18 protein-coding genes are annotated in these 24932 nt (G+C 63.3%); 9 read left to right on the top strand and 9 right to left on the bottom strand.

Annotated features, from left to right (window positions below):
* Positions 1-38: 38 nt before the first annotated feature.
* On the bottom strand, positions 39-2960 hold the full coding sequence (locus V1294_RS16160; RefSeq protein WP_334498537.1) for a TonB-dependent receptor domain-containing protein: 2922 nt from the start codon (positions 2958-2960) through the stop codon (positions 39-41).
* A 471-nt stretch (positions 2961-3431) separates the two neighbouring features.
* Here V1294_RS16160 and mntR point away from each other — a divergent pair, with 471 nt between their 5' ends.
* The gene (mntR, locus tag V1294_RS16155; RefSeq protein ID WP_442895448.1) at positions 3432-3920 is read left to right on the top strand and encodes a manganese-binding transcriptional regulator MntR; all 489 of its coding nucleotides are present in this window, start codon (positions 3432-3434) and stop codon (positions 3918-3920) included.
* A gap of 22 nt (positions 3921-3942) precedes the next feature.
* On the opposite strand, the gene V1294_RS16150 is transcribed toward mntR, so the two are convergent.
* From V1294_RS16150 to V1294_RS16135, 4 genes are all read right to left on the bottom strand, one after another.
* On the bottom strand, positions 3943-5349 hold the full coding sequence (locus tag V1294_RS16150) for a hypothetical protein (protein ID WP_334498533.1): 1407 nt from the start codon (positions 5347-5349) through the stop codon (positions 3943-3945).
* A gap of 161 nt (positions 5350-5510) precedes the next feature.
* Positions 5511-6884, bottom strand: a complete 1374-nt coding sequence (locus V1294_RS16145; protein WP_108513052.1) for a sensor histidine kinase — start codon at positions 6882-6884, stop codon at positions 5511-5513.
* Between the two features lie 98 nt (positions 6885-6982).
* Complete coding sequence (locus V1294_RS16140; protein ID WP_334498531.1) at positions 6983-7654, bottom strand: response regulator transcription factor; 672 nt, start codon at positions 7652-7654, stop codon at positions 6983-6985.
* 271 nt (positions 7655-7925) lie between these two features.
* Entirely contained in the window at positions 7926-8078 is a 153-nt protein-coding gene (locus tag V1294_RS16135) for a hypothetical protein (protein ID WP_190241678.1), read from the bottom strand.
* A gap of 260 nt (positions 8079-8338) precedes the next feature.
* Between V1294_RS16135 and ku the strand changes: the two genes are divergently transcribed.
* Both ku and V1294_RS16125 read left to right on the top strand, forming a co-directional pair.
* Positions 8339-9349: a non-homologous end joining protein Ku gene (gene ku / locus V1294_RS16130; RefSeq protein ID WP_334498530.1), complete on the top strand. Its 1011-nt coding sequence runs from the start codon at positions 8339-8341 to the stop codon at positions 9347-9349.
* Positions 9350-9385: 36 nt separating this feature from the next.
* On the top strand, positions 9386-9622 hold the full coding sequence (locus V1294_RS16125; RefSeq protein WP_334498529.1) for a hypothetical protein: 237 nt from the start codon (positions 9386-9388) through the stop codon (positions 9620-9622).
* A 75-nt stretch (positions 9623-9697) separates the two neighbouring features.
* Here V1294_RS16125 and V1294_RS16120 read toward each other — a convergent pair whose 3' ends face one another.
* The gene (locus V1294_RS16120; protein ID WP_334482191.1) at positions 9698-9862 is read right to left on the bottom strand and encodes a Flp family type IVb pilin; all 165 of its coding nucleotides are present in this window, start codon (positions 9860-9862) and stop codon (positions 9698-9700) included.
* A 475-nt stretch (positions 9863-10337) separates the two neighbouring features.
* On the opposite strand from V1294_RS16120, the gene V1294_RS16115 reads away from it, so the two are divergent.
* The 5 genes from V1294_RS16115 (at position 10338) to V1294_RS16095 (ending at position 18678) form a co-directional block, all read left to right on the top strand.
* Positions 10338-11990: a thiamine pyrophosphate-requiring protein gene (locus tag V1294_RS16115; RefSeq protein ID WP_334504661.1), complete on the top strand. Its 1653-nt coding sequence runs from the start codon at positions 10338-10340 to the stop codon at positions 11988-11990.
* 25 nt (positions 11991-12015) lie between these two features.
* Positions 12016-12729, top strand: coding sequence for a type 1 glutamine amidotransferase (locus V1294_RS16110; RefSeq protein WP_334498527.1), 714 nt, complete (start codon positions 12016-12018; stop codon positions 12727-12729).
* A 149-nt stretch (positions 12730-12878) separates the two neighbouring features.
* Positions 12879-17042: a GAF domain-containing sensor histidine kinase gene (locus V1294_RS16105; protein WP_334498525.1), complete on the top strand. Its 4164-nt coding sequence runs from the start codon at positions 12879-12881 to the stop codon at positions 17040-17042.
* A gap of 2 nt (positions 17043-17044) precedes the next feature.
* Positions 17045-17434 carry a response regulator gene (locus tag V1294_RS16100; RefSeq protein ID WP_334498523.1) on the top strand — a complete coding sequence of 130 codons (390 nt, stop codon included), beginning with the start codon at positions 17045-17047 and terminating at the stop codon, positions 17432-17434.
* On the top strand, positions 17431-18678 hold the full coding sequence (locus V1294_RS16095) for an adenylate/guanylate cyclase domain-containing protein (protein WP_334498521.1): 1248 nt from the start codon (positions 17431-17433) through the stop codon (positions 18676-18678). The genes V1294_RS16100 and V1294_RS16095 overlap by 4 nt, the downstream gene beginning before the upstream one ends.
* Positions 18679-18688: 10 nt before the next feature.
* Here the strand turns inward: V1294_RS16095 and V1294_RS16090 are convergent, their stop codons facing one another.
* From V1294_RS16090 to V1294_RS16080, 3 genes are all read right to left on the bottom strand, one after another.
* Complete coding sequence (locus tag V1294_RS16090; RefSeq protein WP_334498519.1) at positions 18689-20263, bottom strand: MDR family MFS transporter; 1575 nt, start codon at positions 20261-20263, stop codon at positions 18689-18691.
* A gap of 183 nt (positions 20264-20446) precedes the next feature.
* Complete coding sequence (locus tag V1294_RS16085) at positions 20447-21574, bottom strand: M12 family metallopeptidase (RefSeq protein WP_334498517.1); 1128 nt, start codon at positions 21572-21574, stop codon at positions 20447-20449.
* 184 nt (positions 21575-21758) lie between these two features.
* Complete coding sequence (locus V1294_RS16080; RefSeq protein WP_334504659.1) at positions 21759-22274, bottom strand: YcgN family cysteine cluster protein; 516 nt, start codon at positions 22272-22274, stop codon at positions 21759-21761.
* A gap of 284 nt (positions 22275-22558) precedes the next feature.
* Here V1294_RS16080 and V1294_RS16075 point away from each other — a divergent pair, with 284 nt between their 5' ends.
* On the top strand, positions 22559-24844 hold the full coding sequence (locus tag V1294_RS16075; protein WP_334482201.1) for a transglycosylase domain-containing protein: 2286 nt from the start codon (positions 22559-22561) through the stop codon (positions 24842-24844).
* Positions 24845-24932 lie beyond the last annotated feature (88 nt).

Below are 24932 nucleotides of genomic sequence, written 5' to 3'. Positions count from 1 at the left end.
TTGACCGGTCGTCCGGTCGCGGAGCGTCCGTTCGACCGTTAGTCCGTGACGATCGCGCCGCCGGCGAATTTGTAGTTCACACCCATCCTGACCCCATCGCTGGTCACCCGCGTATTGGCGTCGAACGCAACGGCAGCGTTGGCGGCCGTGGGCGGCGTCGAACGCACCGAACCGAAATCCATGTGAAGATATTCGAGCTTTGCGGTCCAGTTGTCCGCCAGCCGCGTCTCGAGACCGGCGCCCACGGCCCAGCCAAATCGATACAGGTGGCGGTCCAGAGACGCCGTCGTCGCGACACCCGCATTATCGAAACCTGCGACGGAAGTTGCCGTTGTTATCTTGCCGAACGGTACGCCTGCCGTGGCGTAGGCAAGCAGATCCGGCGTCACAAGTGTTCCAACGCGCCCGCGAAGCGACGCGACCCACCCCAAACGATAATCCAGGCCGGCCGTCACGGTTGCGTCCAGCGGAGCCAGCGCGGCGTTGCAGATGTTGCCGGGGCAAACGGTGGCGCTGCGTCCGCGCTGATTGCGGTATTCAAAATCTCCCTCGATGCCGGCCAGGAGCCGGCCCGATGTCCAGTTGTAGCCGGACTGAACGCCAAAGCTCCCGGTGTTGTGCGCTGCCGACAGGTGGGCCCCGGAAAGTGACGCACCGGTTGCAGCGTCGTTGAACGCCGCGTTGGTAACCCCCTCGCCTCTAAGATATCCGACATTGCCGCCCGCATAGATGCCCGCCCAGTTCCAGGCTGCCGCATCGAGCGCAGGACTCTTGTAGAATCCGTTGCCGGCGGGCCGTCTCGCCGCGCCGATCCAGGTGCCTGGAGGTCCGCTCGGCCGGTCGACGCCGTATTTGACATTGAGAAACAGCTTGAAGCCCCGCCCCGGCTGCAGGATCTCGTCCTTGTGGAATTGAACGGAGTTGCGAATGTTGGCGTTGAGCAGATTGTCGCCGATCAGCCCGGTCGCGACCTCGACCGCGCCCCACGGCGAATCCTTCCAGAACTTCCGGTGCTCGACCTGCACTTTGACCAGATCGTATCCGGGCGTCGTGGTGTCGAACTGCGGAATGTCATTCTGCGCAAATGCATGCAGCCAGCCTGCGCGTACAAACCAGTTGTCGTTGCGCCAGTAGACACCGCCGCCGAGACGCATCGGAGGAATGCGCGGTACGTTGCTGCCGTCGGTGAACGTTGCCCGCACGACATCAAATTGGCTATCGAGGCCGAAGGTGCCATCGCCGAGCCTTGCAGCATCCCACTGCCAGGCCAGTTCGCCGCCGCGGAAGTTTGCGTCGCGCTGATCGTAGTTGACCTGGATGTAATCGGTGCCGGCGCCGCATGTTGCAAACGTTTCCTGGCAGAAGATGCCGGTGGCGCGCGAGAAAATGAACTTGCTGTACGACGTGTAGTAGGCATTGGCGGCGAACCTGAAATCGCCGTCCGTCCGTTTCAGGCCGATTTCCGCCGTCTGCGCGGTTTCAATCCCGAGATTCGGGTTGCCGATCTTGAAGGTCTTCTCCGAACCATCCGGACCTTGGGCGAACAGCTCGAGCGCGCGTGGCGCGCGTTCGATACGTTGCAGCGTGAGACTCCCGACCAGCGAGGCTGGGAGATCCTTGATGATGCCGAAACTGACGCTCTTCGGCATGAAGTCGAGCTTGGCGGCTGCCTGGCCCGGCACGTCCGGCGGCGGAAGAAAATTCGGCGGAAAGGTGAACGCCGTTCCCGCGACATTGACTCCCTCGATGCGTCCGGCCAATTGCGTGCGCAGCGTGTCCGTGTGCCTGACTTCATTGAGGAAGTACGCCGCCGCCGTTCTGGTCTGGGCCGGAAGCAAGATCGCCTGCCCTGCCGTATCCAGTTGCTGGTAGGCGCCTTGGGCTCCGAAAATACTGGTCAGCGGACCCACTGGCGTGGCGAACGGCGCAAGTTCGAACTCGAGCTTGCCCTCGGTCTGCCGGTTCTTGAACGTGGCAGTAATCTCCTGGAATCCGGTGGTGGCGAGCACCGTCTCGTCGTGCCTGTACTCCGAATATCCGGTCCAGTACCTGACGGCCGCCAGCGCGCTCGCGTCCGGACGATACTCGCCCTTTGAGCTGATCTTGGTTTGCTCGAGGTCGTTGTGCTGGCGGGCTGCCGCGGTGGCAATACCGGGGACGTAGTAGTCGCTCGTAAAACGAGAGACGGCGATGCCGGCATAACCACCGTCGAAAAGCCAGGAGCCGCCGACAGCCGCGCCTGCGCTTTGCGAAGCAGAATTCGGTTGCTTGCCGTTGAAGGCAGGCGCGGGGATTGGCGGTACGAGATACGGGTAACTCGGGACGCTGTAATCGCCGGAGGATCGCCCGTAGATGTCGGCGTGAACGGCGGCGTTGCGGCCGCCTGCATCCAGCAAGAGCCCGCTCTCCCACCCCCTGTTGACGCTGGTCACACCGGACTTCAACTCCGCGGCCAGCCCGCCCGGCGGAGCGGCGGTCGGAATCCGATTGTTGGTGGCGTCAACAACGCCTCCGATAGCCTGCGAACCGAAGCGGAGCGCATCCGGTCCGCGAACAATATCAACCTTCTGGATGGCGAGAGGGTCGATCGGCACCGCGTGGTCTTGCGCGATATCCGACACATCGACCGCACCGACGCCGTTCTCCTGAATACGGACTTTTGCGTCCGACAAGCCCCGCAGAACGGGCCGGGACGATTCCTGGGCAAGCCCCGCCGAAGTCGCGCCGGGCATGTTGGTGAACAAGTTGCCGAATCCACCGCTGTTGCTGTCGGTCTGGATCTGGTTGCTCCCGATCGTCGACAGCGGCGCGAATGGCGGATTGAACGGCGACGCCGGCGCGGTTGCAGGCGTTGGCGCCGGCAACGGTGCCGCCACCGTCGTCGAACGCCGACCGGGCTCGCTTCGCGCCGCCCGCCGCGCGGGTTTAGGCTGACGCCCCTCGACGGTCACTTGCGGCATGTCAACTTCCGCCGGCGCGCTCGGCGTGGCTTGCGGTCCGGCCGCCGTGGCCGGCGCGGCCTGCGGGGAAGCCGGCTCGGTCGGGGCTTGCCCCGCCGCCGGGGGTGGTGCGGGAGCCGGTGGTTCGGCAGGAGGCGCGGCCTGGGGCGCCGACGGCGCAGGGGGTACCGTTTGCGCGAGCGCCGCGGCGTGGCTCAAACAAACCGCTGCCAGTGCCGATGTGCCCACAAGAGCCATTCGCGTCGCGCGCATATTCATCCCCAGCCGATCGCGCTTCAGCAACGCCACCGGATAAGCCGCGACACCAAAACGTAGGTAAGGCTACATGTTAATGCTGGACCGTTAACTGTCAAGATGCTGCGAACGAGTCGCAAATGCCCAGCGCCGGAATGTTACAGATCGGCGACAAGCCGCCAACTTGCAATGTGGTCGGCACCACGCCATGGTCGCGCCTCGTCTGGATGGATTCGCCTGGAAGGTGCAGTGGTGCGCAAGCCCTCGACAGATCGGGCCAAACCGATGCAGCCGCTGCCTACGGAACAGACGCAGGCGCGCCGCTTTGGCAAGGCGCGATCGGCGCGGTCGACCGCGGTTCTGGAAGACTATGTCGAACTGATTTCGGATCTACTCGGAACGACCGGCGAGGCGCGCCCGACCGACATCGCGCGCAGGCTGGGCGTATCCCACCCGACGGCGATCGACACCATCGCGCGGTTGAAGCGCGAAGACCTGGTCACGGCCCGCCCCTACCGCGGGGTGTTCCTGACCGAAAAGGGCGAGACTCTCGCCAAGCGCGTCCGTGCCCGTCACCGTCTGGTGGTGGATGTCCTGCTGGCGCTGGGCGTTCCTCAGGAAGCCGCGGAGGCTGACGCCGAGGGCATCGAACATCATGTTTCCGATGTGACCCTCAAGGCCTTCGCCGAATTTCTTCGCGACGCCAAGGATCGACGCAAAGCGTGATGTGATAGGGCCGAAACCGGGCCTAGCTCGCCTTGGTCGCTTTGCGCTCGCCGGTCACGGCATTTTCGGCCGCCCGGCTCATCAGCGACGCATAGTCATGGCCGAACAGGATTTCGCAGAAGCGGATCGCCGCCTGGGCCTGCATCTGGCGGTAGGCGCGCGCCCTGGTGTCGCCGCCGCGCAGCGCCTGCACCAAGCTCTCGGTGGATCGCTCGACGTAATGCTGCAGGTCGGAATAGGTCCGCAGCGTGACCTCGTTGATGGCGAGTTCGCTGGCATAGGTGCGGCACACCGCCACGAAGTCGATCAGGGCGGCGATCTCTTCGATCTCCGGGGCGTCGATTTTCGGCGCGGCAGCGATATCCTTGTCGGCGCGCTGACGCAGGATGCGGCGGACCCGGCCGGGCACGCTCTCGATCTCCGACTGCAGTGAATTGGAAATTTCGGCGCGGATCGCCGTAAGCTGGCGGCCCCACGCGGAATCGTTGCGCAGATCGAGCTCGGTGCGCAGCCCGCGCACGCCATCGTGCAGGGCTTTCAGTTGCTCGCCGACATTGTCGAAATGGCTGCGCCTGATGTCCGTGCGCAGACAGGCCGTGAGGAACGACAGGTCGTGCAGCGCGATCGTGACGGCGATGCCGTAGGGCGTGGCGGCTACGCGAATCTCGTCATCGGATGCCGCCATCTTGATCGCTAGACGGATGATCTGCCACGGCTGCGCCAGCCGCTGCATGATCAGCGACAGCGCGAACGGCAGCAATTGCGGCGTCTGCAACGAGGGAACGTTGAGCGCCGAACTCACCGCGGCTATCTGGGCTTCCGAAAATACCCGCATCTGGCCCGGCATCCGGCTGCCGAGCGTATCCAGCGTCTCGCGTGCCCGCAGCACGCCTCCGATCGACAACAGGTCCTCGACGACATTGGGCGGGCCGATACGGGTGAGCGTCCGCTGCCTGTCGTCGCCCGGGACCGGTGTGGCGATCTTGATGATCGCGTCGGCTGCGGCGAGCTGGAACTTGCGGGTCGCGCCTTCGAGACCGGCGTTGCTGCCGCTCTGCCGGATCTCGGCGAGCGCAGCCTCGAATGCGCGCGCGGCATCGGGCGCCCCGTCGCGGCCCAGCCATTGCCAGACCGGCAGCAGCGATGCACGCCGGATCTGCCCGGCCCTGACGGGAAAATTGCTCTCGACCAGAAAAGGCTTGAGCGGACCATACAACAGGCGCGCCGGATCGTCGGTCCGCGGACGCGCCTCGTCGTCTTCCTCGGTTCCGCGCGCGACCTTGCGAAGCTGCTCGAGCACGAAATTGGCGACGGCGATGTCCTCCCCGCGCTCAATGGCGCGCTCGAATTCCCGCATCAGCAGCGCCTGCGATTGCGGCGGGAGCTGGGCGAGATAGTCCCTCAGCCGCTCGGTCGATGTCTGGCTCATTCGCCTGGTGTGGATATGCGTGTGTCATGTGGGCGGCAAAACGCGTCCACCGCCGATCTTAGAAGTGTGCGCGTTAAGAAGTCGTTTAGGAATAACGAAATCAACCTCAGGCTTGCCGGATCAATCCCCTCAACCCCGGATAACCAGCCGGGGCGAGGCGTTCAGACCCCCGGCAGCACCAGTTCTGCCCGCAGCCCGCCGATCGGGGCGTCGCCCAGGGCAAGGCTGCCGCCATAGAGGCCGGCGAGATCGACCACGATCGAAAGCCCGAGCCCGGAACCCGGCTTGGACTCGTCCAGGCGCTGGCCGCGCCGGGACACCTGCGCGCGCTCGGCGGCGGACAATCCGCGGCCATCGTCATCGACAATGATCCGCAGCCGTGGCCCGGCACGGGGCTCCGACGGCGGCTCCACCCTCACCTCGATGAGAACCTGCGAGGCCGCCCATTTGCAGGCATTGTCGACCAGATTGCCGGCCATCTCCTCGAGGTCCTGGCGCTCGCCGCGGAACTTGGCTTGCGCGTCGGCCTTCACCGCGATCGTGATGCTGCGATCCCGGTGGATCTTTTCCATGGTCCGCCGCAGCGCCTCGATGGCGGGCGCGACCTCCGTGACGGTGCCGACGATGGTGACGCGCGCGGCGATGCGCGCCCGTTCCAGATGATGCGCCACTTGATCCCGCATCACATCGGCCTGCTCCAAGACCTTGCTGGCAAAGGAATCTACCGCGTGGGCAGAGGCCTCGTTGACGATAACGGAGAGCGGCGTCTTGATGGCGTGGGCGAGATTGCCGACATGGGTACGTGCGCGCTCGACGATCTCGCGGTTGGCGTCGATCAGCGCGTTGGTCTCGCGCGCCAGAGGCGCGATCTCGACGGGAAACTCGCCTTCCAGCCGTTCGGCGCGGCCGGAGCGGATGTCGGCGATCGATTCAGAAATGCGCTTGAGCGGCGCCAACCCGAAGCGGACCTGGAAGATCGTGGTCAGGAGCAGCACGATGCCGAGCGCTGCGAAGGTGCCGCCGAGATAATAGTCGAAGGCGCGGATTTCGTCGAAAATCTCCGATGCGTCGCCGGCCACGCTGACCAGGAACTTGCCGTCGGCGCCGAGGTCGACCGGCCGCTCGACGACCCGCAGGCTCTGACCCTCGGGCCCGTCGACGTAACCGAGACGGATGCCGGCGGGGGTCAGCTCCGCGCCGATCTCCTCGAGCTTCGGCAGCTTCTTGTCCCACAGCGAACGCGACGCCCGCGTCTCGGCCTTCTCGTCGGTACGGACGATCTGCCAGTACCAGCCGGACAGCGGCAATTCGAACAGCGGCTCGCCGAGCGACTGGAACTGGTGGTCGGGCGGCTCGTCCGGGGTCGCGACCTCGGCGATCAGGGTGCGGAGATAGAGGTTGAGGCGGCGGTCGAAGGCGCGCTCGGTCGCGTTGCGATAGACCGACGACAGGATCACGCCCGTGATGACCAGGATCACGACCACCCACGCGGTCGCCGACAGGAACAAGCGCGTGGCGAGCGAGCTTCCGCGCATCAGGGCACGATCCAGAAAAGCATGTCTTTAAGGCCTCGACCCGAAGGATGGAGACCAGCCTTCGGATGGGGGCATGCTCGAATTAAACAACGAGCAAATCAAGTCCCGGACGACGGCGGCGTCAGCAGATAGCCGAGCCCGCGCACGGTCTGGATGATGTCGACCTCGAGTTTCTTGCGGATGCGGCCGACGAACACCTCGATGGTGTTGGAGTCGCGGTCGAAGTCCTGGTCGTAGAGATGCTCGACCAGTTCGGTACGCGACACTACGCGCCCGGTGTGATGCATGAGATAATCGAGCAAACGATATTCATGCGAGGTGAGCTTAACCGAATTACCGTTGACGGTAACCTTGTTGGTACGGGTATCCAGCGAGACCGGACCGCAGGTCAACTCGGATTGGGCGTGACCGGCGGAACGGCGCAGCAGCGCGCGGATCCGCGCCAGCACCTCTTCCAGGTGGAACGGCTTGGCGACGTAGTCGTCGGCGCCGGCGTCAAATCCCTGCACCTTGTCGCTCCAGCGGTCGCGCGCGGTAAGGATCAGGACCGGCATCGCGCGGCCGCCGCGGCGCCACGCCTCCAGGACCGAGATGCCGTCCATCTTGGGCAGCCCTATGTCGAGCACGACGGCGTCATAAGGTTCGCTGTCACCGAGGAAATGCCCCTCCTCACCATCGAACGCGCGATCGACCACATAACCGGCATCCGTCAAAGCCGTCGTAAGCTGACGGTTGAGATCCGGATCGTCCTCAACGACAAGCAGGCGCAAGCTGGCCTCCAAAAGTGAGCCCTACGATATCAGATCTCAAGATGAGGCTAACCGGCGTGAACGGGCCATGAACGGGGCGCACGGTGTAATGTTACTTTTTCGTTATGGGGCTTTCCGCGGCCGGGCATGGCCGCAAGCCGAACGCCTAGCACAGCCAATTAACTGCCCCAAGGGGGCCACCAGGTCGCTTGCGTCGACAACTACCGAAAAGGCGGGACGCTCCCCGCCTGCAGAGGGGCCGGCAAGCCCGATCGCCTCACCGGTCAGTCGCTCACGTGCGGAAAAATACGAACCAGACGATGCCCAGGATCAGAACCGCGAGCCCGGTCGAAACCGTCAGGAGCGCGAGCACCGACGGGCCGGGCTCGGCCTGGCGCGCCTCGGTTGGGGTTTCGACGATCTGGCCATGTCGTTGCGTTGCCATAGGGACCTCTTCGAGTAAGTGCCTGTAATGCCAGCGAATGCTTCGACACCGCCGGTTAAAGCAACGCATGATCGGAAGCGATGTTCCGGCCCTTCGGGCCGTGCCGCGCGGCAGCAGCATCCAAAAGGCCGCAGGCCCGCCGCAGAACGGGACCGTGCAGCAATTAACGCCGTTGCGCGATTCCCTGCCCCGCCGTGTTTGAGAGGCGGCGATCCGATGGTATTCTTACCGGTCGTCTGTCGCGTCTTCGGAGTATCCCTATGGCCCCCCGCGCCAATTGGAAGGGTTTTCTGCGCCTTTCGCTCGTGACCTGTCCGGTCGCCCTCTATCCGGCGACGTCGGACACCGAGAAGGTCTCGTTCAACCAGATCAACCGCAAGACCGGCCATCGGATCAAATACGCCAAGGTTGACGCCGACACTGGCGAGGAAGTCGCCAACGACGACATCATGAAGGGCTACAAGGTCGACACCGACACCTACATCGAGGTGACGAAGGACGAGCTTGACGAACTCGCGCTGGAATCGACCCGCACCATCGAGATCGACGAGTTCGTGCCGAGGGCCGATATTGACAGCCGTTACGTGATTCGCCCCTACTACCTCGTGCCGGACGGCAAGGTCGGCCACGACGCCTTTGCGGTGATCCGCGAAACCATCCGCAACATGGACAAAGTCGCGATCGGACGCGTGGTGCTGACCAACCGCGAACACATCATCGCGCTGGAGCCGCTCGACAAGGGGCTGATGGGAACGCTGCTGCGCTACCCCTATGAAGTCCGCAGCGAGACGGAATATTTCGAGGATATCCAGGACGTGAAGATCACCAAGGATATGCTTGATCTCGCTAAGCATATCGTCGAGCAGAAGTCCGGGTCGTTCGAGCCTGAACAATTCGAGGACCGCTACGAGCAGGCGCTGATCGACCTGATCAATCAGAAGCGCAACGGCCTGAGCACCACGGCAAAGGCTGCCCCGAAAGCCACCGGCAACGTCATCAACCTGATGGACGCGCTCAAGCGCAGCCTCGCCAGCGAAAAGCAGGCCACCCCTGCCGCCAAGGCCCAAGAAAAGGGTCAAGAAAAGGGTCAAGAAAAGACCAAGGGCAAGAAGCCGAAGAAGGCCGCCGCCGGCCAGCGCGAGATGCTGTTGCCGATCAGCGGCGGCGGCAAACGCGGCGCCAAGGAGACGGCCAAGGAAACCGTTAAGGAAGCGCCGAAGAAGGCGGAGAAGCCGGCGCGATCAGCCGCCCGTACCAAGAAGGCCGGATGATTGGGCAAGGAGTGCGATAGCATCTTCTAGCGCGCGATGCCCTGGTCAACCTCGTTCGATGACCCGATAGCGCTTCGCGGCGGAGGCAGGCTCGCGACGCTGCAGCAGGCCGCCGACTACGTCATGGCATTGCCGGAAAAAGTGCAGCACGAGGCGCACTGGCAGATCGCAGTCGAGAATCTGATCAATGCGGCGGAGACCGGCGGCGGCTGGCTGATGTTCGCACGCATCGCGATGATGCGGGCGCTCAATGCGGACGGGAAAGAGGGCTAGCCGGCTTCAATCGCCGCCCCCGCCCCGTTGGCAGTGGCCCGAGCAGCGGCTCCTGCATGGTGCAGCCGAACCCCGCTACTTGAGCGAGGAGCTGACGTCGCTGAATTTCGTGTTGAGCGCGCTGCCAACGCCGTTGACGGCGGTGACAATTACGATGCTGATGCCAGCTGCAATGAGGCAATATTCGATGGCGGTAGCACCGCATTCATCGCCGACAAATCGTGCAAGTAATCGACGCATAGACAAAACTCCAATCGACGCTCCCCGGAATTCTCCCGCGCCATACTCGTTAAACTCTAGACGGGAACGGTTGAAGAGGCCTTGACGATCAGAATGAACGATCGATTAAGGCGGTCGAAGAAATCCGCGCCTCCGGAATCATACGGTACGGAAAATTTACCATCGATTGCGCGCCGCCCGTCCATCGTCGCCCGATCGGCGTCTTACGAAGCGAGGCACATGACAGCGCAGAAGCGCGAAACGGGCCCGATGGCCGCGATGTGCAGCTGCCGCGGCGTTGAATAAGGGACCGGGCACAACGGCCCGGTCCGGAAGTCGTTCTCAGAAGTTACGCTGGGCGCGGAACTGACCGAACGAGCCCGTCAGGCGGCAAAACGCATATCAGCACTTCCGCACGCATGCTTCGTCAGCGCTTTACCGGGCCGGAAAATCCTGTTCCTACTGTTGCAAATCGTCCGGACCAAACCGGCCTGCAATCCAAGGAGAGACCGTCATGAAGCTCGGCGCCGCCATTGCGGAAATCATGAAGCGGGAGGGGATCGAAATCCTCTGCGGCTACCCGGTCAATCATCTCATTGAATATGCCGCCAATGCCGACATCCGCCCGGTGATGGTGCGCCAGGAACGCATCGGCGTTCACATGGCGGACGCGATCTCGCGCGTCACCTCGGGGCAATCGATCGGCGCGTTCTGCATGCAGCATGGGCCCGGCGCCGAGAACGCGATGGGCGGCGTGGCGCAATGTTACGGCGAGTCGGTGCCCGTGCTGGTGCTGCCGATGGGCTATGCGCGCAGGCTCGCCAACATCGACCCGAACTTCAACTCCAGCCAGGCGATGAAGGCGTTCTCGAAATCGTCGGAGCCGATCAACATCGCCACTGAGGTCTGCAACATTTTCCGGCGCGCGTTCACCAAACTGAAGAACGGCCGCGGCGGGCCGGTGATCGTCGAAATTCCGGCCGACATGTGGAACGAGGAAGTGCCGGAACCGCTGAACTACACGCCGGTGCTGCGCACCCGCTACGGCGCGGATCCCCTGCATGTGAAGGAAGCGGCGGCTCTCCTCGTCGCGGCGAAGCGCCCGGTGATCTATGCCGGCCAGGGCGTGCATTACGCCAAAGCCTGGCCGCAGCTCAGGCGGCTGGCCGAGCGCCTCGCCATCCCCGTCACAACCAGCCTTGGCGGCAAATCATCCTTTCCGGAGACGCATCCGCTGTCGCTGGGGTCGGGCGGCCTCGCCGTGCCGCGCGCGGTGCCGAAATTCTTAAGCGAAGCCGACGTGATCTTCGGCATCGGCTGCTCGTTCACCGAGACGTCATTCGGCATCGCCATGCCGAAGGGCAAGACCATCATCCATTCGACGCTCGACCCCAACCATCTCAACAAGGACGTCGAGGCCAAAATCGGCCTCGTCGGTGACGCCGGCCTCGTGCTCGACGCGCTGTTGGAAGAGATCGGCAAGACCGTCACGACGGACCGCGACGCGACCGCGGTCGCAGCCGAGATAGCGGCCTCCCACAAAGAATGGCTGGCGAAATGGATGCCGAAGCTGACCCATAACGACGCGCCGCTGAACCCCTACCGCGTGCTGTGGGATCTGCAGCACACCGTCGACATCAACAACACCATCATCACCCATGATGCCGGCAGCCCGCGCGACCAGCTCTCGCCGTTCTGGAAATCGGTCGAACCGCTCTCTTATATCGGCTGGGGCAAGACCACGCAGCTCGGTTACGGCCTTGGGCTGGCGATGGGCGCCAAGCTGGCAAAACCCGACAAGCTCTGCATCAATGTCTGGGGCGATGCCGCGATCGGCTTCACCGGCATGGATTTCGAAACCGCGGTGCGCGAGCGCATCCCGATCATGTCGATCCTTTTGAACAATTTTTCCATGGCTATCGAATTGAAGGTGATGCCGATCTCGACCGAGAAATACCGCTCCACCGACATTTCCGGCGACTACGCGGCGATGGCGCGCGCGTTCGGCGGCTATGGCGAACGGGTGTTGAGGCCGGAAGACATCATCCCCGCCATCCAGCGCGGCATTGCGAAGACCAAAGAAGGTGTCCCGGTGCTGCTGGAATTCATCACCAGCAAGGAGACCGAGGTGTCGCGGCCGGGGACCTGAGCCCGAAGCAACCAGACCGTCACTCATGTCAAGCGTCACCATCATTGAAACCGGGCTCGTCAGCCCCAAAAACCGCGAACTCCACGGATCGTATCCGCAGATGTTCGAGCGGATGATCGGCGCCGCCGACGCCAGCGTCACGTTCAATACCGTCAGCATTCCAGCCGGCGAGCCGCTGCCTGATATCGAAGGGCTGGAGGCGATCCTCATCACCGGCTCCGCGGCGGGCGTCTACGATCCCCTGGACTGGATCGCGCCGCTCGAGGATTTCGTGCGCGCAGCCCACGACAAGCAGGTGCCGATGGCCGGCGTCTGCTTCGGTCATCAACTGATCGCGCAGGCGTTGGGCGGCACGGTGCGCAAGTCGGAGAAAGGCTGGGGCATCGGGCGACACGTCTACGACGTCGCCCCTGATAATGGCCTGATCGAGGGCGAGCGCACCGCCCTCGCCGCCTCGCACCAGGACCAGGTCATCTCGCCACCCGTCGGCGCGAGGATCATCCTGTCCTCGGATTTCACGCCGCATGCCGGGTTGCTTTACGCCGGCGGCACCACGCTCTCGGTGCAGCCACACCCGGAATTCTCCGTCGGCTACGCACTGGCCTGCTGCGAGATGGCGCAGGCCAAAGGCCATGCACCTGACGGCCTGGTCGCAGCCGCAAAGGCCTCGCTCACCGAGCCGCTGGAAAACGTCAGGCTCGGAGGCGCGATCACGCGTTTCCTCACGCGATCAAGGTGACGTGAGATGGGCGACCGCGCGAGAAAAGGCTGCCCTAAGACCTCCATGAGCGCTGGCTCTAACGCTTCCGGGATGAAATAATCCGACTGGAACCGCGGCAAGACGGCCTAATTGGCCCTGCCCGCGCCCGGACGCAATGGATCATTGGAATGGCGACGCTTCCCGAGGACATGTCGGTCGCGATCGATGAGCTGGGATCGGCCATCACCGAGATGGAGTCGCATCTCGAATCCGTTCGCGCCGAACGCGACGGGGCGAAGGCGCGCCAGGTCGAGCTCGAAATCGAGAATGCGAATCTGCGTCGGGAACTGAACCTCGCGCGTGAGCAGCAGAAGGCTTCCGCCGGCATCCTCAGTGTCATCAGCAGTTCGGTGGCCGATACCAAACCGGTATTCGAAAGCATCCTCTCCAGCATCAAGCATCTTTTTGACGGCGAGGAGAGCCTGATTTTCCTCACCAGCGAAGAAGGCCTGTTACAAATTGCGGCCGCGCGCGGTGCAAACGCCGAGGCGGCGCGCGAGCGGTTTCCAATTCCGATTGAAGGAACCGCAAGCGAGCTTGCGATTCGCGAGCGGCGGCTGGTGCGTTCTGCCGACGTCCAGAACGATTCGGACGTGCCGATCGACCTGCGCGAGACCGCTCGCAGGATCGGGCAAAACTATTCGATGGCCATTGCACCCATGCTCTGGGAAGACAAGGCAATCGGCACGATTTTCGTGGGCCGCACCTCGATGGTGCCGTTTGCGGACAGGGAGTGCGACCTGCTGAACGTTTTCGCCGATCAGGCCGTGATCGCCATCCAGAATGCGCGGCTGTTCGACGAGACGCGCGAAGCGCTCGAGCGGCAAACCGCAACCGCTGACATTCTGAAGGTCATCGCCTCCTCCCCTTCCGAAGTGCAGCCCGTCCTGGATGTCATCGTGAACAGCGCCGCCGAGCTGTTCGCACCGCACACCGCGGTGATCACGACGCTGCAGGATGGCAAACTGCATTGGCGCGCCATCGCAGCAAGCGGGCCGAGTTTTGACCACGAAAAGGCGAAGTCCATCTATCCGATCCCATTCGACCCGGACCGCTCCCCGTCGTGCCGTGCAATCATGGAGCGCCGGATCATAGAGATTCCCGATATCGAAGCTCCCGGTACGCCCGAGTTGACCCGCCGGGTTGCGGCGGCCGGTGGCTTCCGAAGCGCGACATTTGTGCCCCTGATCCATCGGGGTGAAGGCATTGGGACCATCAATCTGACCACCCCGCAAGCGGGCTTCAGACTGTCCGAGAAGCAGCTGACACTGGTCAGGACCTTTGCCGACCAAGCCGTGATCGCCATCGAGAACACGCGTCTGTTCAATGAGACCCGGGAGGCTCTGGAGCGGCAGACCGCGACCGCCGAGATCTTGAAGGTCATCGCCAGTTCACCATCGGACATCCAACCCGTGTTCGAGGCCATCGCGTCAAGCGCGAAGACCCTGCTCGGCGCATTCTCCACCACGGTATTGCGCTTCATCGGGGAAGAGCTTCACCTTGTGGCCTACACGCCCACCGATCCCGAGGCCGATAAGGCGCTGAAATCGTCGTTCCCGCGGCCGTTGGCCGAACTCCCCGTATTTGCACTGGTCCGCAACGGAAAAACGATCCAGTTCCCGGACACCGAGGCTGGTGATGTGCCCCCCGCCAACAGGGAGTTGGCGCGGCTGCGCGGCTTTCGCAGCGTGCTGTTCACCCCGCTGATGAACCAGGGCACCCCTGTTGGTATCATCAGCGTCACCCGCGCCGAGCCCGGCGCCTTCGCGCCGCATCACGTCCAGTTGCTGCAGACCTTCGCCGACCAGGCCGTGATCGCGATCGAGAACACGCGGCTGTTCAACGAGACGAAAGAAGCGCTGGAACGGCAGACCGCCACCGCCGACATCCTGAAAGTCATCGCCTCCTCGCCCTCCGACGTGCAGCCGGTGTTCGATGCCATTGCTGACAGCGCCAACCGGTTGATCGGCGGCTTTTCGGCCGCGGTCTTCCGCTACATCGACGGCAAGATTCATCTGACCGCCTTTACACCGACCGACGCGGCCGGCGATGCCGTCCTGCAATCTGCGTTCCCGGTCCCGCTGGACCAGTTTCCGCCCTACCAGCTGACGCGCAACGGCGCGCCGGCGGAATTGCCTGATACCGAACGCGAGCCGGCGGCGCGTGACATTGCGCGGGCCCGCGGCTATCGCAGCATGCTGTTCGCGCCGCTGATGAACGACGGCGAGGCCGTCGGCATCATCACCGTCACCCGCGTCGCGCCCGGCCCATTCGGCGAACAGCATACCCGCTTGCTGCAGATGTTCGCCGACCAGGCCGTGATCGCGATCAAGAATGTCGGGCTGTTTAATGAGGTGCAGCAGCGCACCGAGGATTTAAGCGAGGCGCTGCAGCAGCAGACAGCGACCGCGGAGGTGCTTAAGGTGATCGCCTCATCGCCGACCGAGGTCGGGCCGGCGCTGCAGGCGATTGTTGAGAGCGCCTGCAAATTCTGCGACGCGTACGATGCCAATATCCTGCTGAAGATCGGCAGCGACTTGCATTTCAGCGCGCATCACGGCCCCATTCCGACGGGCCGGCAAGCCCGCCCGATCAATCGGGATTGGGTCACCGGTCGTTCGGTCGTCGACCGCGTACCGGTGCAGGTGCCCGATTTCCAGGCTCCGGACGCGGCCGAATTCCCCGAAGGGCAGCGGCAGTCGCTCGAACAGGGTCACCGCTGTACGCTGAGCGTACCGTTGTTGCGAGAGGGAGAAGCAATTGGCGCGATCGCGCTTCGCCGTCTGGAGCCCGTGGCCTTCAGCGACAAGCAGATCAGCCTGTTGCAGACCTTTGCCGACCAAGCCGTGATTGCGATCGGCAATGTTCGTCTGTTCGAGGAGGTGCAGGCCAAGACGCGCGACCTCTCCGAAGCCCTCACCTACCAGACCGGCAGCGCCAATATCCTGAAGGTGATCGCCTCCTCGCCGACGGACCTCGATCCGGTGTTGCAGTCTATCGTCGAAAGCGCCTGCGAGCTGTGCGCGGCCAGCGATGCGGTCGTGCAGCTCAGAGACGGCGATGATCTGCGCTTTAGGGCACATCATGGCCCGATCGAGATCAATGTCGAGAAATGGCCGATTGGCCGCGACTGGGCAGCCGGTCGGGCATTCCTGGATCGAACCACAGTCCACGTGACCGACGTTTTTTCGGAGCAAGCGAACGACTTCGCCGGCAGCCGGGAACTCTCGCATCACACCGGCGGGGACGGCGTCCGCACCGTACTGAGCGTTCCCCTGCTGCGCGAGGGCGAAAGCCTGGGAGCGCTCACGCTTCGCCGCCAAGAGGTAGAGCCATTCAGCGACAAGCAGATCGCCCTGCTGCAAACCTTTGCCGATCAGGCGGTGATCGCCATCGGCAATGTCCACCTGTTCGAGGAGGTGCAGGCGAGAACGCATGAGCTGTCAAAATCGCTTGAAGACCTGCGCACCGCGCAGGACCGCCTGGTGCAGACCGAGAAACTCGCCTCGCTTGGCCAGCTCACCGCTGGCATCGCCCACGAGATCAAGAACCCGCTCAACTTCGTCAACAATTTCGCGGCCGTTTCGGCCGAGTTGACCGAGGAGTTGAATGACGTTCTCAAACCCACTGAGTTCGCCGAGAAGGTCCGTGCCGAGGTCGAAGAACTGACCGGGCTCTTGAAGGACAACCTCGAAAAGGTTGTGCAGCACGGCAAGCGCGCGGATTCCATCGTCAAGAACATGCTGCTGCATTCCCGCGAGGGCGGCGGCGAGCACCGGCCGTCCGACATCAACGCGCTGATCGACGAGAGCCTCAACCTCGCCTATCACGGCGCCCGCGCCGAGAAGCCCGGCTTCAACGTCACACTTGAGCGCGATTTCGATCCGGCCGCCGGCCAGATCGACCTATTCCCGCAGGAGATCACCCGCGTCTTCCTCAATCTGGTCTCGAACGGGTTCTATGCCGTGACCAAACGCGACAAGGAGAGCGGCGCCTCCGGCTTCGAGCCGACGCTGCGGGCCAGCACCAAGGACCTTGGCGATGCCGTCGAAATCCGCATTCGCGACAACGGCGCCGGCATTCCAGCCGAGGTAAGGGAGAAGATGTTCAACCCCTTCTTCACCACCAAGCCGGCTGGCGAAGGCACTGGGTTGGGCCTATCGATGAGCCACGACATCATCGTGAAGCAACATGGCGGCACCATTGACGTGGATACCGAACAGGGCCATTTCACCGAATTCCGCATCGTGTTGCCGCGAACAAGCAATTTTGCAGAAAAGTCTAGAGGGTAACCGTGAGTGTTCTGGTCCTGGTTGTCGATGACGAGCCCGACGTGGAAGCGCTGTTCCGCCAGCAATTTCGCCGCGACCTGCGCGCGCAGCGATTCGTCATGGACTTTGCCAGTTCCGCGTCGGACGCGCTGGCGCGCGTCGGCTCCCCCACCGAACATTCGCTGATCCTGATCCTGTCCGATATCAACATGCCCGGCATGACCGGGCTGGAAATGCTGCCGAGGGTCAAGGAAATGCGGCCCGACGTCCCCGTCATCATGATCACGGCCTATGGCGATGCCGACACCAGGCGCAAGGCACTCGAGAACGGCGCAACTGACCTTCTGACCAAACCGATCGACTTCGTGACGCTGCGTCAGGAGATCGATGCCAGGCTCGAGCAAGCCGCATGACCGCAACAATCCTCGTGGTCGACGATGAGCCGGATCTGGAGGCGTTGGTCCTTCAGAAATTCCGACGGCAGGTTCGCGAGGGTTTGGTCAGCTTCATGTTTGCGCGTGACGGGCTCGAGGCGTTGCAGTCGCTCGAAGCGCATCCGCACGTCGACCTGGTGGTCGCCGACATCAACATGCCACGAATGGACGGCTTGTCGCTGCTCGCCAAGCTGCAAGAATCCGAGGACAAGAAATCTACCATTATCGTGTCGGCCTACGGCGACATGAGCAACATCCGCACCGCGATGAATCGCGGCGCATTCGACTTCCTGACCAAGCCGATCGATTTCGCCGATCTCGAAGCGACGATCGACAAGACCCTGCGGCACATCGAAATGCTACGCGAGACACGTCGCCGTCAGGCGGAAGCCGAGCGCGCCCATGCTTCGCTCTCCCGCTATTTCTCGCCCGAGCTCGCCAAGCGGCTTGCGTCCAGCGTGGGCGACAGCACGGAGGTAACTTGGCGCCACGTTGCGGTCATCTTCACCGATATAACCGGCTTCACCTCGCTCGTGGAGACTGCCGCGCCCGAACTCCTTGGGGAACTGCTCAACCAATATGTGGCCGGAATGACCGACGTCGTCTTCGCGCATGAGGGAACTGTGGCAAAGGTGATCGGCGATGCGATCGAGGTACTGTTCAATGCGCCCAGCGATCAGCCCGACTATGCGACGCGCGCAGTCGCCTGCGCGCAGGAGCTTGACGTATGGGCGGAAGCGTTTCGCGAACGGTGGAAGGCGAAAGGCGTGAATTTCGGCGCCACCCGCATCGGCGTTCATGCCGGTCCTGCACTGGTCGGCAATTTCGGGGGCAGCCGCTTCTTTGACTACACGGCTTACGGCGACACCATCAACACGGCGGCGAGGCTTGAAGCGGCGAACAAGTTTCTCGGCACCCGGATCTGCGTCAGCGCGACAATTGCAAACGCGGTAGAGAATTTCAGGGGCCGACCGGTCGGCGATCTCATGCTGCGTGGGCGCAGCGAACCATTGCGCGCTTACGAGCCCTTATCGGCAGCGAGTTTCGGGGCGCCGGCGACATCGCAGTATGGCGAAGCTTTCGCCAAGCTTGAGGCCGGTGATCGCAATGCAATGCCGGCCTTTGCTGCACTTGTCGGCTCACACGCCGAGGATCCTCTGGCCAACTTTCACCTGAAGCGGCTGCTCAACGGCGCGAAGGGTGTCCGTATGCAGCTTGAATAGCCAAGCAGCCCTACTCCGCCATCTCCGCCGGCGTCGTTGGGCCGGCGAGCGGCCGTTCCTCCATCGCAATGATGCAGAGCGCGGCACAGGCCAGCAGCGCGGTGGCGGCGCCGAACACGTAGCGGAACGCGGTGATCATGTCGGCTACAGAAATTGCGTTCGCCGGTCCCCGGTGTTCGCCGAGCGAGATGCCCGCGCCCAGCGCCATCAGGAGGATCGCGCTGAAGGCGGCGACCATGAACGACGACATCAGCGAGCGGAAGAAATTCATCGCACCCGTCACGGTGCCGATCTGGGCGCGCGCCACCGAGTTCTGCAGCGAGACCACGCTGACCGGGAATGTGGTGCCGAGCCCGAGCGCGAACAGCGACAGCACGATCAGCAAGCCCCACAGTGGCAGCGTCGTCACGGTCAGCACCGCACCGAAGATCGCCGCCGCCGAAGTACCCGCAATCGCCACGCGCTTGTAGTGCTTGGCGCGCGCCATGGTCCGTCCGGCGATCGCCGCACCGCAGGTCGAAACCGCGGCGAGCGGGATCAGCGCAAGCCCCGCTTCGCTCGCGGTCAAATGATAGACGACCTCGTAATACAGCGGCAGGTGCACGGTGAGCGCGGTGATGGCGCCCAGCGCGCAGCCGCCGGCCGCCATCGCGTAAGGCACCACCGTTCCACCCAGCAGCGGCAGCGGCAGAAACGGCTCCTCGGCATTGCGCGCGTGCCAGACGAAGGCGAACGCCAGCGCGACAGCCGCGCCAATCATCGCCATGATCGCCGGCGACAGCCAGGCATACCGGTTGCCGCCCCAGCTCAGCACCAGCATCACGACGACCGCAGACGCCATCAACAGCACGCCGCCGAGCCAGTCGACCTTGCGGCGGCGATGGAACACGGGGATCTTGCCCATCTTTGGCAGCAGCAGAAACAGCGCGCCGACGGCGAGTGGCACGTTGATCCAGAAGATCATCGACCAGTGCAGATGCTCGGCGAACACGCCGCCGAGCACGGGACCCATCAGGCCTGCAGCCATCCAGACGCCGCTGAAATAGGCCTGATACCTGCCGCGCTCGCGCGGTGAGACCACATCGGAGATCACGGTCTGCACGACCGGCATGATGCCACCGCCGCCGAGCCCCTGCAGGCCACGCGCGACGATCAATACCGGCATGTTCGGCGCCACCGCGCAGAGGATCGAGCCGACCGTGAACAAGACAAGCGAAACGGTAATCATCACGCGGCGGCCGTAAATGTCGCTCAGCGTGCCGAACACCGGCGCTACCGCCGTCGAGGCCAGGAGATAGGCCGTGATGACCCAGGACAGGTTGCTGACGTCGTTGAACTGGCGGCCGATGGTCGGCAGCGCCGTCGCCACGATGGTCTGGTCGAGCGCGGCCAGAAACATCGTCAGCAACAGACTCATCAGGATGGTGCGAACCTCGTCGGGGCTCAAGGGCGCAGGTGGCGCAATCGGCGGTGCATCGCTGACATCGATGACCTCCGTCGTGATGCGCGATAGTTCGCTGCCGATATCGTCAGGCAATGTCGTCTGGTCGGCAGACTCGCGGTCCTGCCGTTGGTGCTTGTTCATGTCCGACGTAATATTGTTCTGCGCGGCCAAAACCGCCGAGATGGAATCGCCATAACGCCCGCACTTTAGAGGGTAAATTTCCCTTGCGGCAGACGCTTGCGCGCATGGGAGCATCCCGCGAAGGCACCATCGCAATCCCGTGATCGTACGGGACGATACGGTCCTCGTAGGAAACTGGACCCTCTAGGAGTACACCAGCGATACTTCGCCGGTTGGACCGGGGTGCACCAGGCGAAGTCGCACGACATACTGACGGCCTCTGAAGAGCTTGTGGCTGATCGCAGCGTTTCGCTCTTCGCCGCTATCGTCGTCGCCCGAGACATAGCGCGGCATACCGTCGATGACTTCGTACAAGACAAGCGTCGTGTCCGACGCCCCCTTGGTCTCGATCGTGTACTTCCTGGACGACGCCGGTTCGATGACGAAGTCGATCTGCTTGCCGGCGTCGAGCGAGACGACCAGGGGCTTTAACGCGTGCAGCCTGTCCGGTGACTTTTTCAGCGGCGGGTACCATTTGCGGACCCATTTCTTGTCGGCCGCCGACAGCGTTCCCGGCGGAAACAGACCTTCGGTCTCATACCGCTTGGGCTCGGCGATGAGGCCCGGGTCGAATTCATATTCCATGATCGACTTTGGATCCCATTTCGATCCCTGTACCTGCTCCAGCGAGAGTTTCTGCAGAATGTTGTCAAACGTCTCTTTGCGAGTCCACTCGTTGGGCGGCGCTTTGAGATTCTTGTAGACCGCCTCCTCGTGCCATTTGATTCCGGCAAATGGATTCTGGTGCTCATGCTCCATGCCGAGCACATGGCCGATCTCGTGCAGCGCGGTCGAGCGGCCTTCCTTCGTGGTGAGGCTCCAGCCATAGACCGTCGTCGGCTGGGTCAGCGGATCGTTCAGCACTTCACGGCCGACACTCGAATAGGAGCCGCCGTCCTTTACCGAATAGCCGATCCGCACCTCGGCTTCCCCGAGTTCCTTCACCTCCTTGAACTGCAGCCCGATTCCGACGCGCTTCCATCGGGCGAAGGCGTTGCGGATCGCGGCCGCCTGCCGTTTCGGAACGGCGAAATGCCCCGACGTGAAGAAGCAATAATGCAGTACTGTTCCGTTCATCCATTTCGATTGCGAGACCATGATCGAACGCGCGCGGATCGGATCGGCCATTACGGTGGCGCTGAGGGGGCGAACCGTACGCGGCGCCAGCGCACACAAGCGCATGGCAGATTTCGTGACAGGAACGGCAGATTTCTTCTTGGCTGTCTTCTTGTAGGTCGGGTTCCGGGTCTTCTTGGCGTGAGCACGCGGCATGTCGGCTCCCCCTCAAAATTCATCCTTGAAAATCAATCTGTCGAAAATACAAGCCAAGGTAGCGTCCGGGCAAAGTCAAATCAAGGCGGGGTCAGCCGGCCTGCGCGAGCACGTCCGAAATTGTCCGTCGTCCGCGGAGGGCCCGGCGCACCGCATCAGCGCCTGCCGTTCACGGCCGCCACACTCAAGCTTTGGGCCGCTTCTTCAGCCGCGCCCGGTTCGGCAACAGCGCCGGCCATTGCACAATATGGTCTTCGAGGTCTTCGTCCGGAATCTCGTCCTCGGTGCCCAGCACCCTGCCGCGCACCGAAACCCCGGCTTCATGCACGGTGTTGGGGTCCCCCGAAATCAGCGGGTGCCACCAATAGAGATCGCGTCCCTCCGCGACCAGTTTGTAGCCGCAGCTCGGCGGCAGCCAGGTCAGGGTGCGGACGTTCTCGGGCGTCAGGCGGACACAATCCGGAACCTTGTCGGAACGGTTATGGTAGTCCTTGCAGGCGCATAGGCCGGAATCCAGCAGCTTGCAGGAAACATGGGTGAAGTAGATTTTCCCGGTATCCTCGTCCTCGAGCTTTTCCAGGCAGCAGCGCGCGCAGCCGTCGCACAGGCTTTCCCATTCGGCGCTGGACATTTCCTCCAACGTCTTGGTTTTCCAGAAGAATCCCTCCTGGCTGGAAGCTCGCTTGGGCGGTGCGGTCATGAAGTCGGTTGGTTTACGGCTCGAGTTCGGTTGCAACCCTTCTAGGAGGTCCGGCGACAGGGGCGCAAGCCGGCTGACTACGGGCACAAAAAAGGGTGGCAACGCGTTAGGGCTGACCACCAAAATGGTGAGCGAGAGCATTGGTTTATAGCCCCCGCTCGGATAGAACAATTGCGAGTCCCCAAGCGTCCTAAAAGCGCCTTGGGTTTGCCGCAACAACAAAGCATGACGTCTCGACAGCGCCCGGCCGGGTGCGTGAGCGTTTTAAACGATCAAGGGTCCCGGTGCGCCAGATCCTACCTCCGCAGTGGAATCAGAAGATCCGGAACTTCCTTCTGGATCTGGATGCGCGCATCGATTCGACGCTGTTCTCGTCGGGCAAGGGCCTGCGCGAGTTGTACGAGCGCTACTCCACCTTCATGGACCGCTTCTATGTCGGCCGCTGGAAGCGCTGGGTCTTCATCGAACCGTTTTCGGAAGCCGCCACGATCGGCCTCGGCGGGCTGATCGTGATGCTGGCGCTCGCGATCCCCGCGTTTCGCGAAACCGCCGATGACGACTGGCTGAAGAAATCCGATCTCGCAGTATCGTTCCTCGACCGCTACGGCAATCCGATCGGCAGCCGCGGCATCAAGCACAATGACTCGATCCCGCTGGAAGATTTTCCGGACAATTTGATCAAGGCGACGCTCGCCACCGAAGACCGCCGCTTCTACGACCATTTCGGCATCGACTTCCCCGGCACCGCGCGCGCCCTCGTCACCAACGCGCAAGCCGGCGGCGTGCGCCAGGGCGGCTCCTCGATCACGCAGCAATTGGCGAAGAACCTGTTCCTGAGCAACGAGCGCACCATCGAGCGCAAGGTGAAGGAGGCGTTTCTGGCGGTCTGGCTGGAGACGCGGCTGACCAAGAACGAGATCCTGAAGCTCTATCTGGACCGCGCCTATATGGGCGGCGGCACGTTCGGCGTCGACGGCGCGGCGCATTTCTACTTCAACAAGTCGGCGCGCGACGTCAATCTCGCGGAATCCGCCATGCTGGCCGGCCTGTTCAAGGCGCCGACCAAATACGCCCCGCACATCAACCTGCCCGCCGCCCGCGCCCGCGCCAACATCGTGCTCGACAACCTCGTCGATGCCGGCTTCATGACCGAAGGACAGGTGTTCGGTGCGCGGCGCAATCCGGCGATGGCCGTCGACCGCCGCGACGAAAATTCACCGAACTATTACCTCGACTACGCCTTCGAAGAGATGCGCAAGCTGGTCGACACCTTCCCGAAATCCTATGTCGAGCGCGTCTTCGTGGTCCGCACCGCGATCGACATGAACGTGCAGCGCGCCGCCGAGGACGCGGTCGAAAACCAGCTCCGCCAGTTCGGCCGCGACTATCACGCCACGCAGGCCGCCACCGTGGTCGCCGATCTCGATGGCGGCGTCCGCGCCATGGTGGGCGGCCGCGACTACGGCGCCAGCCAGTTCAACCGTTCGACCGACGCCTACCGGCAGCCGGGCTCCTCGTTCAAACCCTATGTCTACACCACAGCGCTCTTGAACGGTTACAAGCCGTCATCGATCGTGGTCGACGGTCCGGTCTGCATCGGCAATTGGTGCCCGCAGAACTATGGCCACTCCTATTCCGGCTCGGTGACGCTGACCCAGGCGATCACCCGCTCGATCAATGTCGTGCCGGTGAAGCTGTCGATTGCGCTCGGCGGCAAGTCACCGAACCCCGCCAAGGCCGGCCGCGTCAAGATCACTGAGGTGGCGCGGAAGTTCGGCCTCACAGCCCCCCTGCCGGATACGCCGTCGATGCCGATCGGCTCCGATGAAGTCACCGTGCTCGAACACGCGGTCGCCTATGCGACGTTCCCGAACAAGGGCAAATCCGTAAAGCCTCACGCGGTGCTGGAAGTGCGCACCGGCGCCGGCGATCTGGTCTGGCGCTTCGACCGCGACGGCAAGAAGCCGGTGCAGGCCATTCCCGCCTCCGTCGCCGCCGACATGGCGTGGATGATGAGCCACGTCGTCAGCGAGGGCACCGCCCGCCGCGCCGCGCTCGACGGCATTCCGACCGCGGGCAAGACCGGCACCACCAACGCCTACCGCGACGCCTGGTTCGTCGGCTACACCGGCAACTTCACCTGCGCGGTCTGGTACGGCAATGACGACTACTCGCCGACCAACCGCATGACCGGCGGTTCGCTGCCCGCGCAAACCTGGCACGACATCATGCTCGTCGCCCATCAGGGCGTCGAGGTGAAGGAAATCCCCGGCATCGGCATGGGCACGAAACTGCCGCCGCCCGCCCAGCCTGCCAACGTCGCGGCCAACAGCGCGGCACGGGTGCTGGAGACCAAGCCGGGACCGCCGCCGGTATTGACCAAGCGCGGCGCGGATATTCTGGTGCGCGTCGAAAAGCTGCTCGACGAGGCCGGCAAGGCCGCGGGCAAGACCTCGTCGAACGATCAGAAGCAGCCCGCCAAGCCGGTCACATCAGGCGCGCTGGCCTTCCCCGAGAATTATATCGCAGCCGCTGGCGACCAGCCTGCACCGGCGCAGCGGAAGAATTAAAAGGCATGATCCGGCAGAATGTTAACCGGCTTTCCTCGGAGCAGATGCGAGGCGTCTGCGCCGACATGCTCACACCAAAAGAAACGCT

It is taken from the genome of Bradyrhizobium sp. AZCC 1678 (genome assembly GCF_036924765.1).
Classification (GTDB): Bacteria; Pseudomonadota; Alphaproteobacteria; order Rhizobiales; family Xanthobacteraceae; genus Bradyrhizobium; species Bradyrhizobium algeriense.
This window is presented reverse-complemented; position numbering and strand designations above follow the sequence as displayed.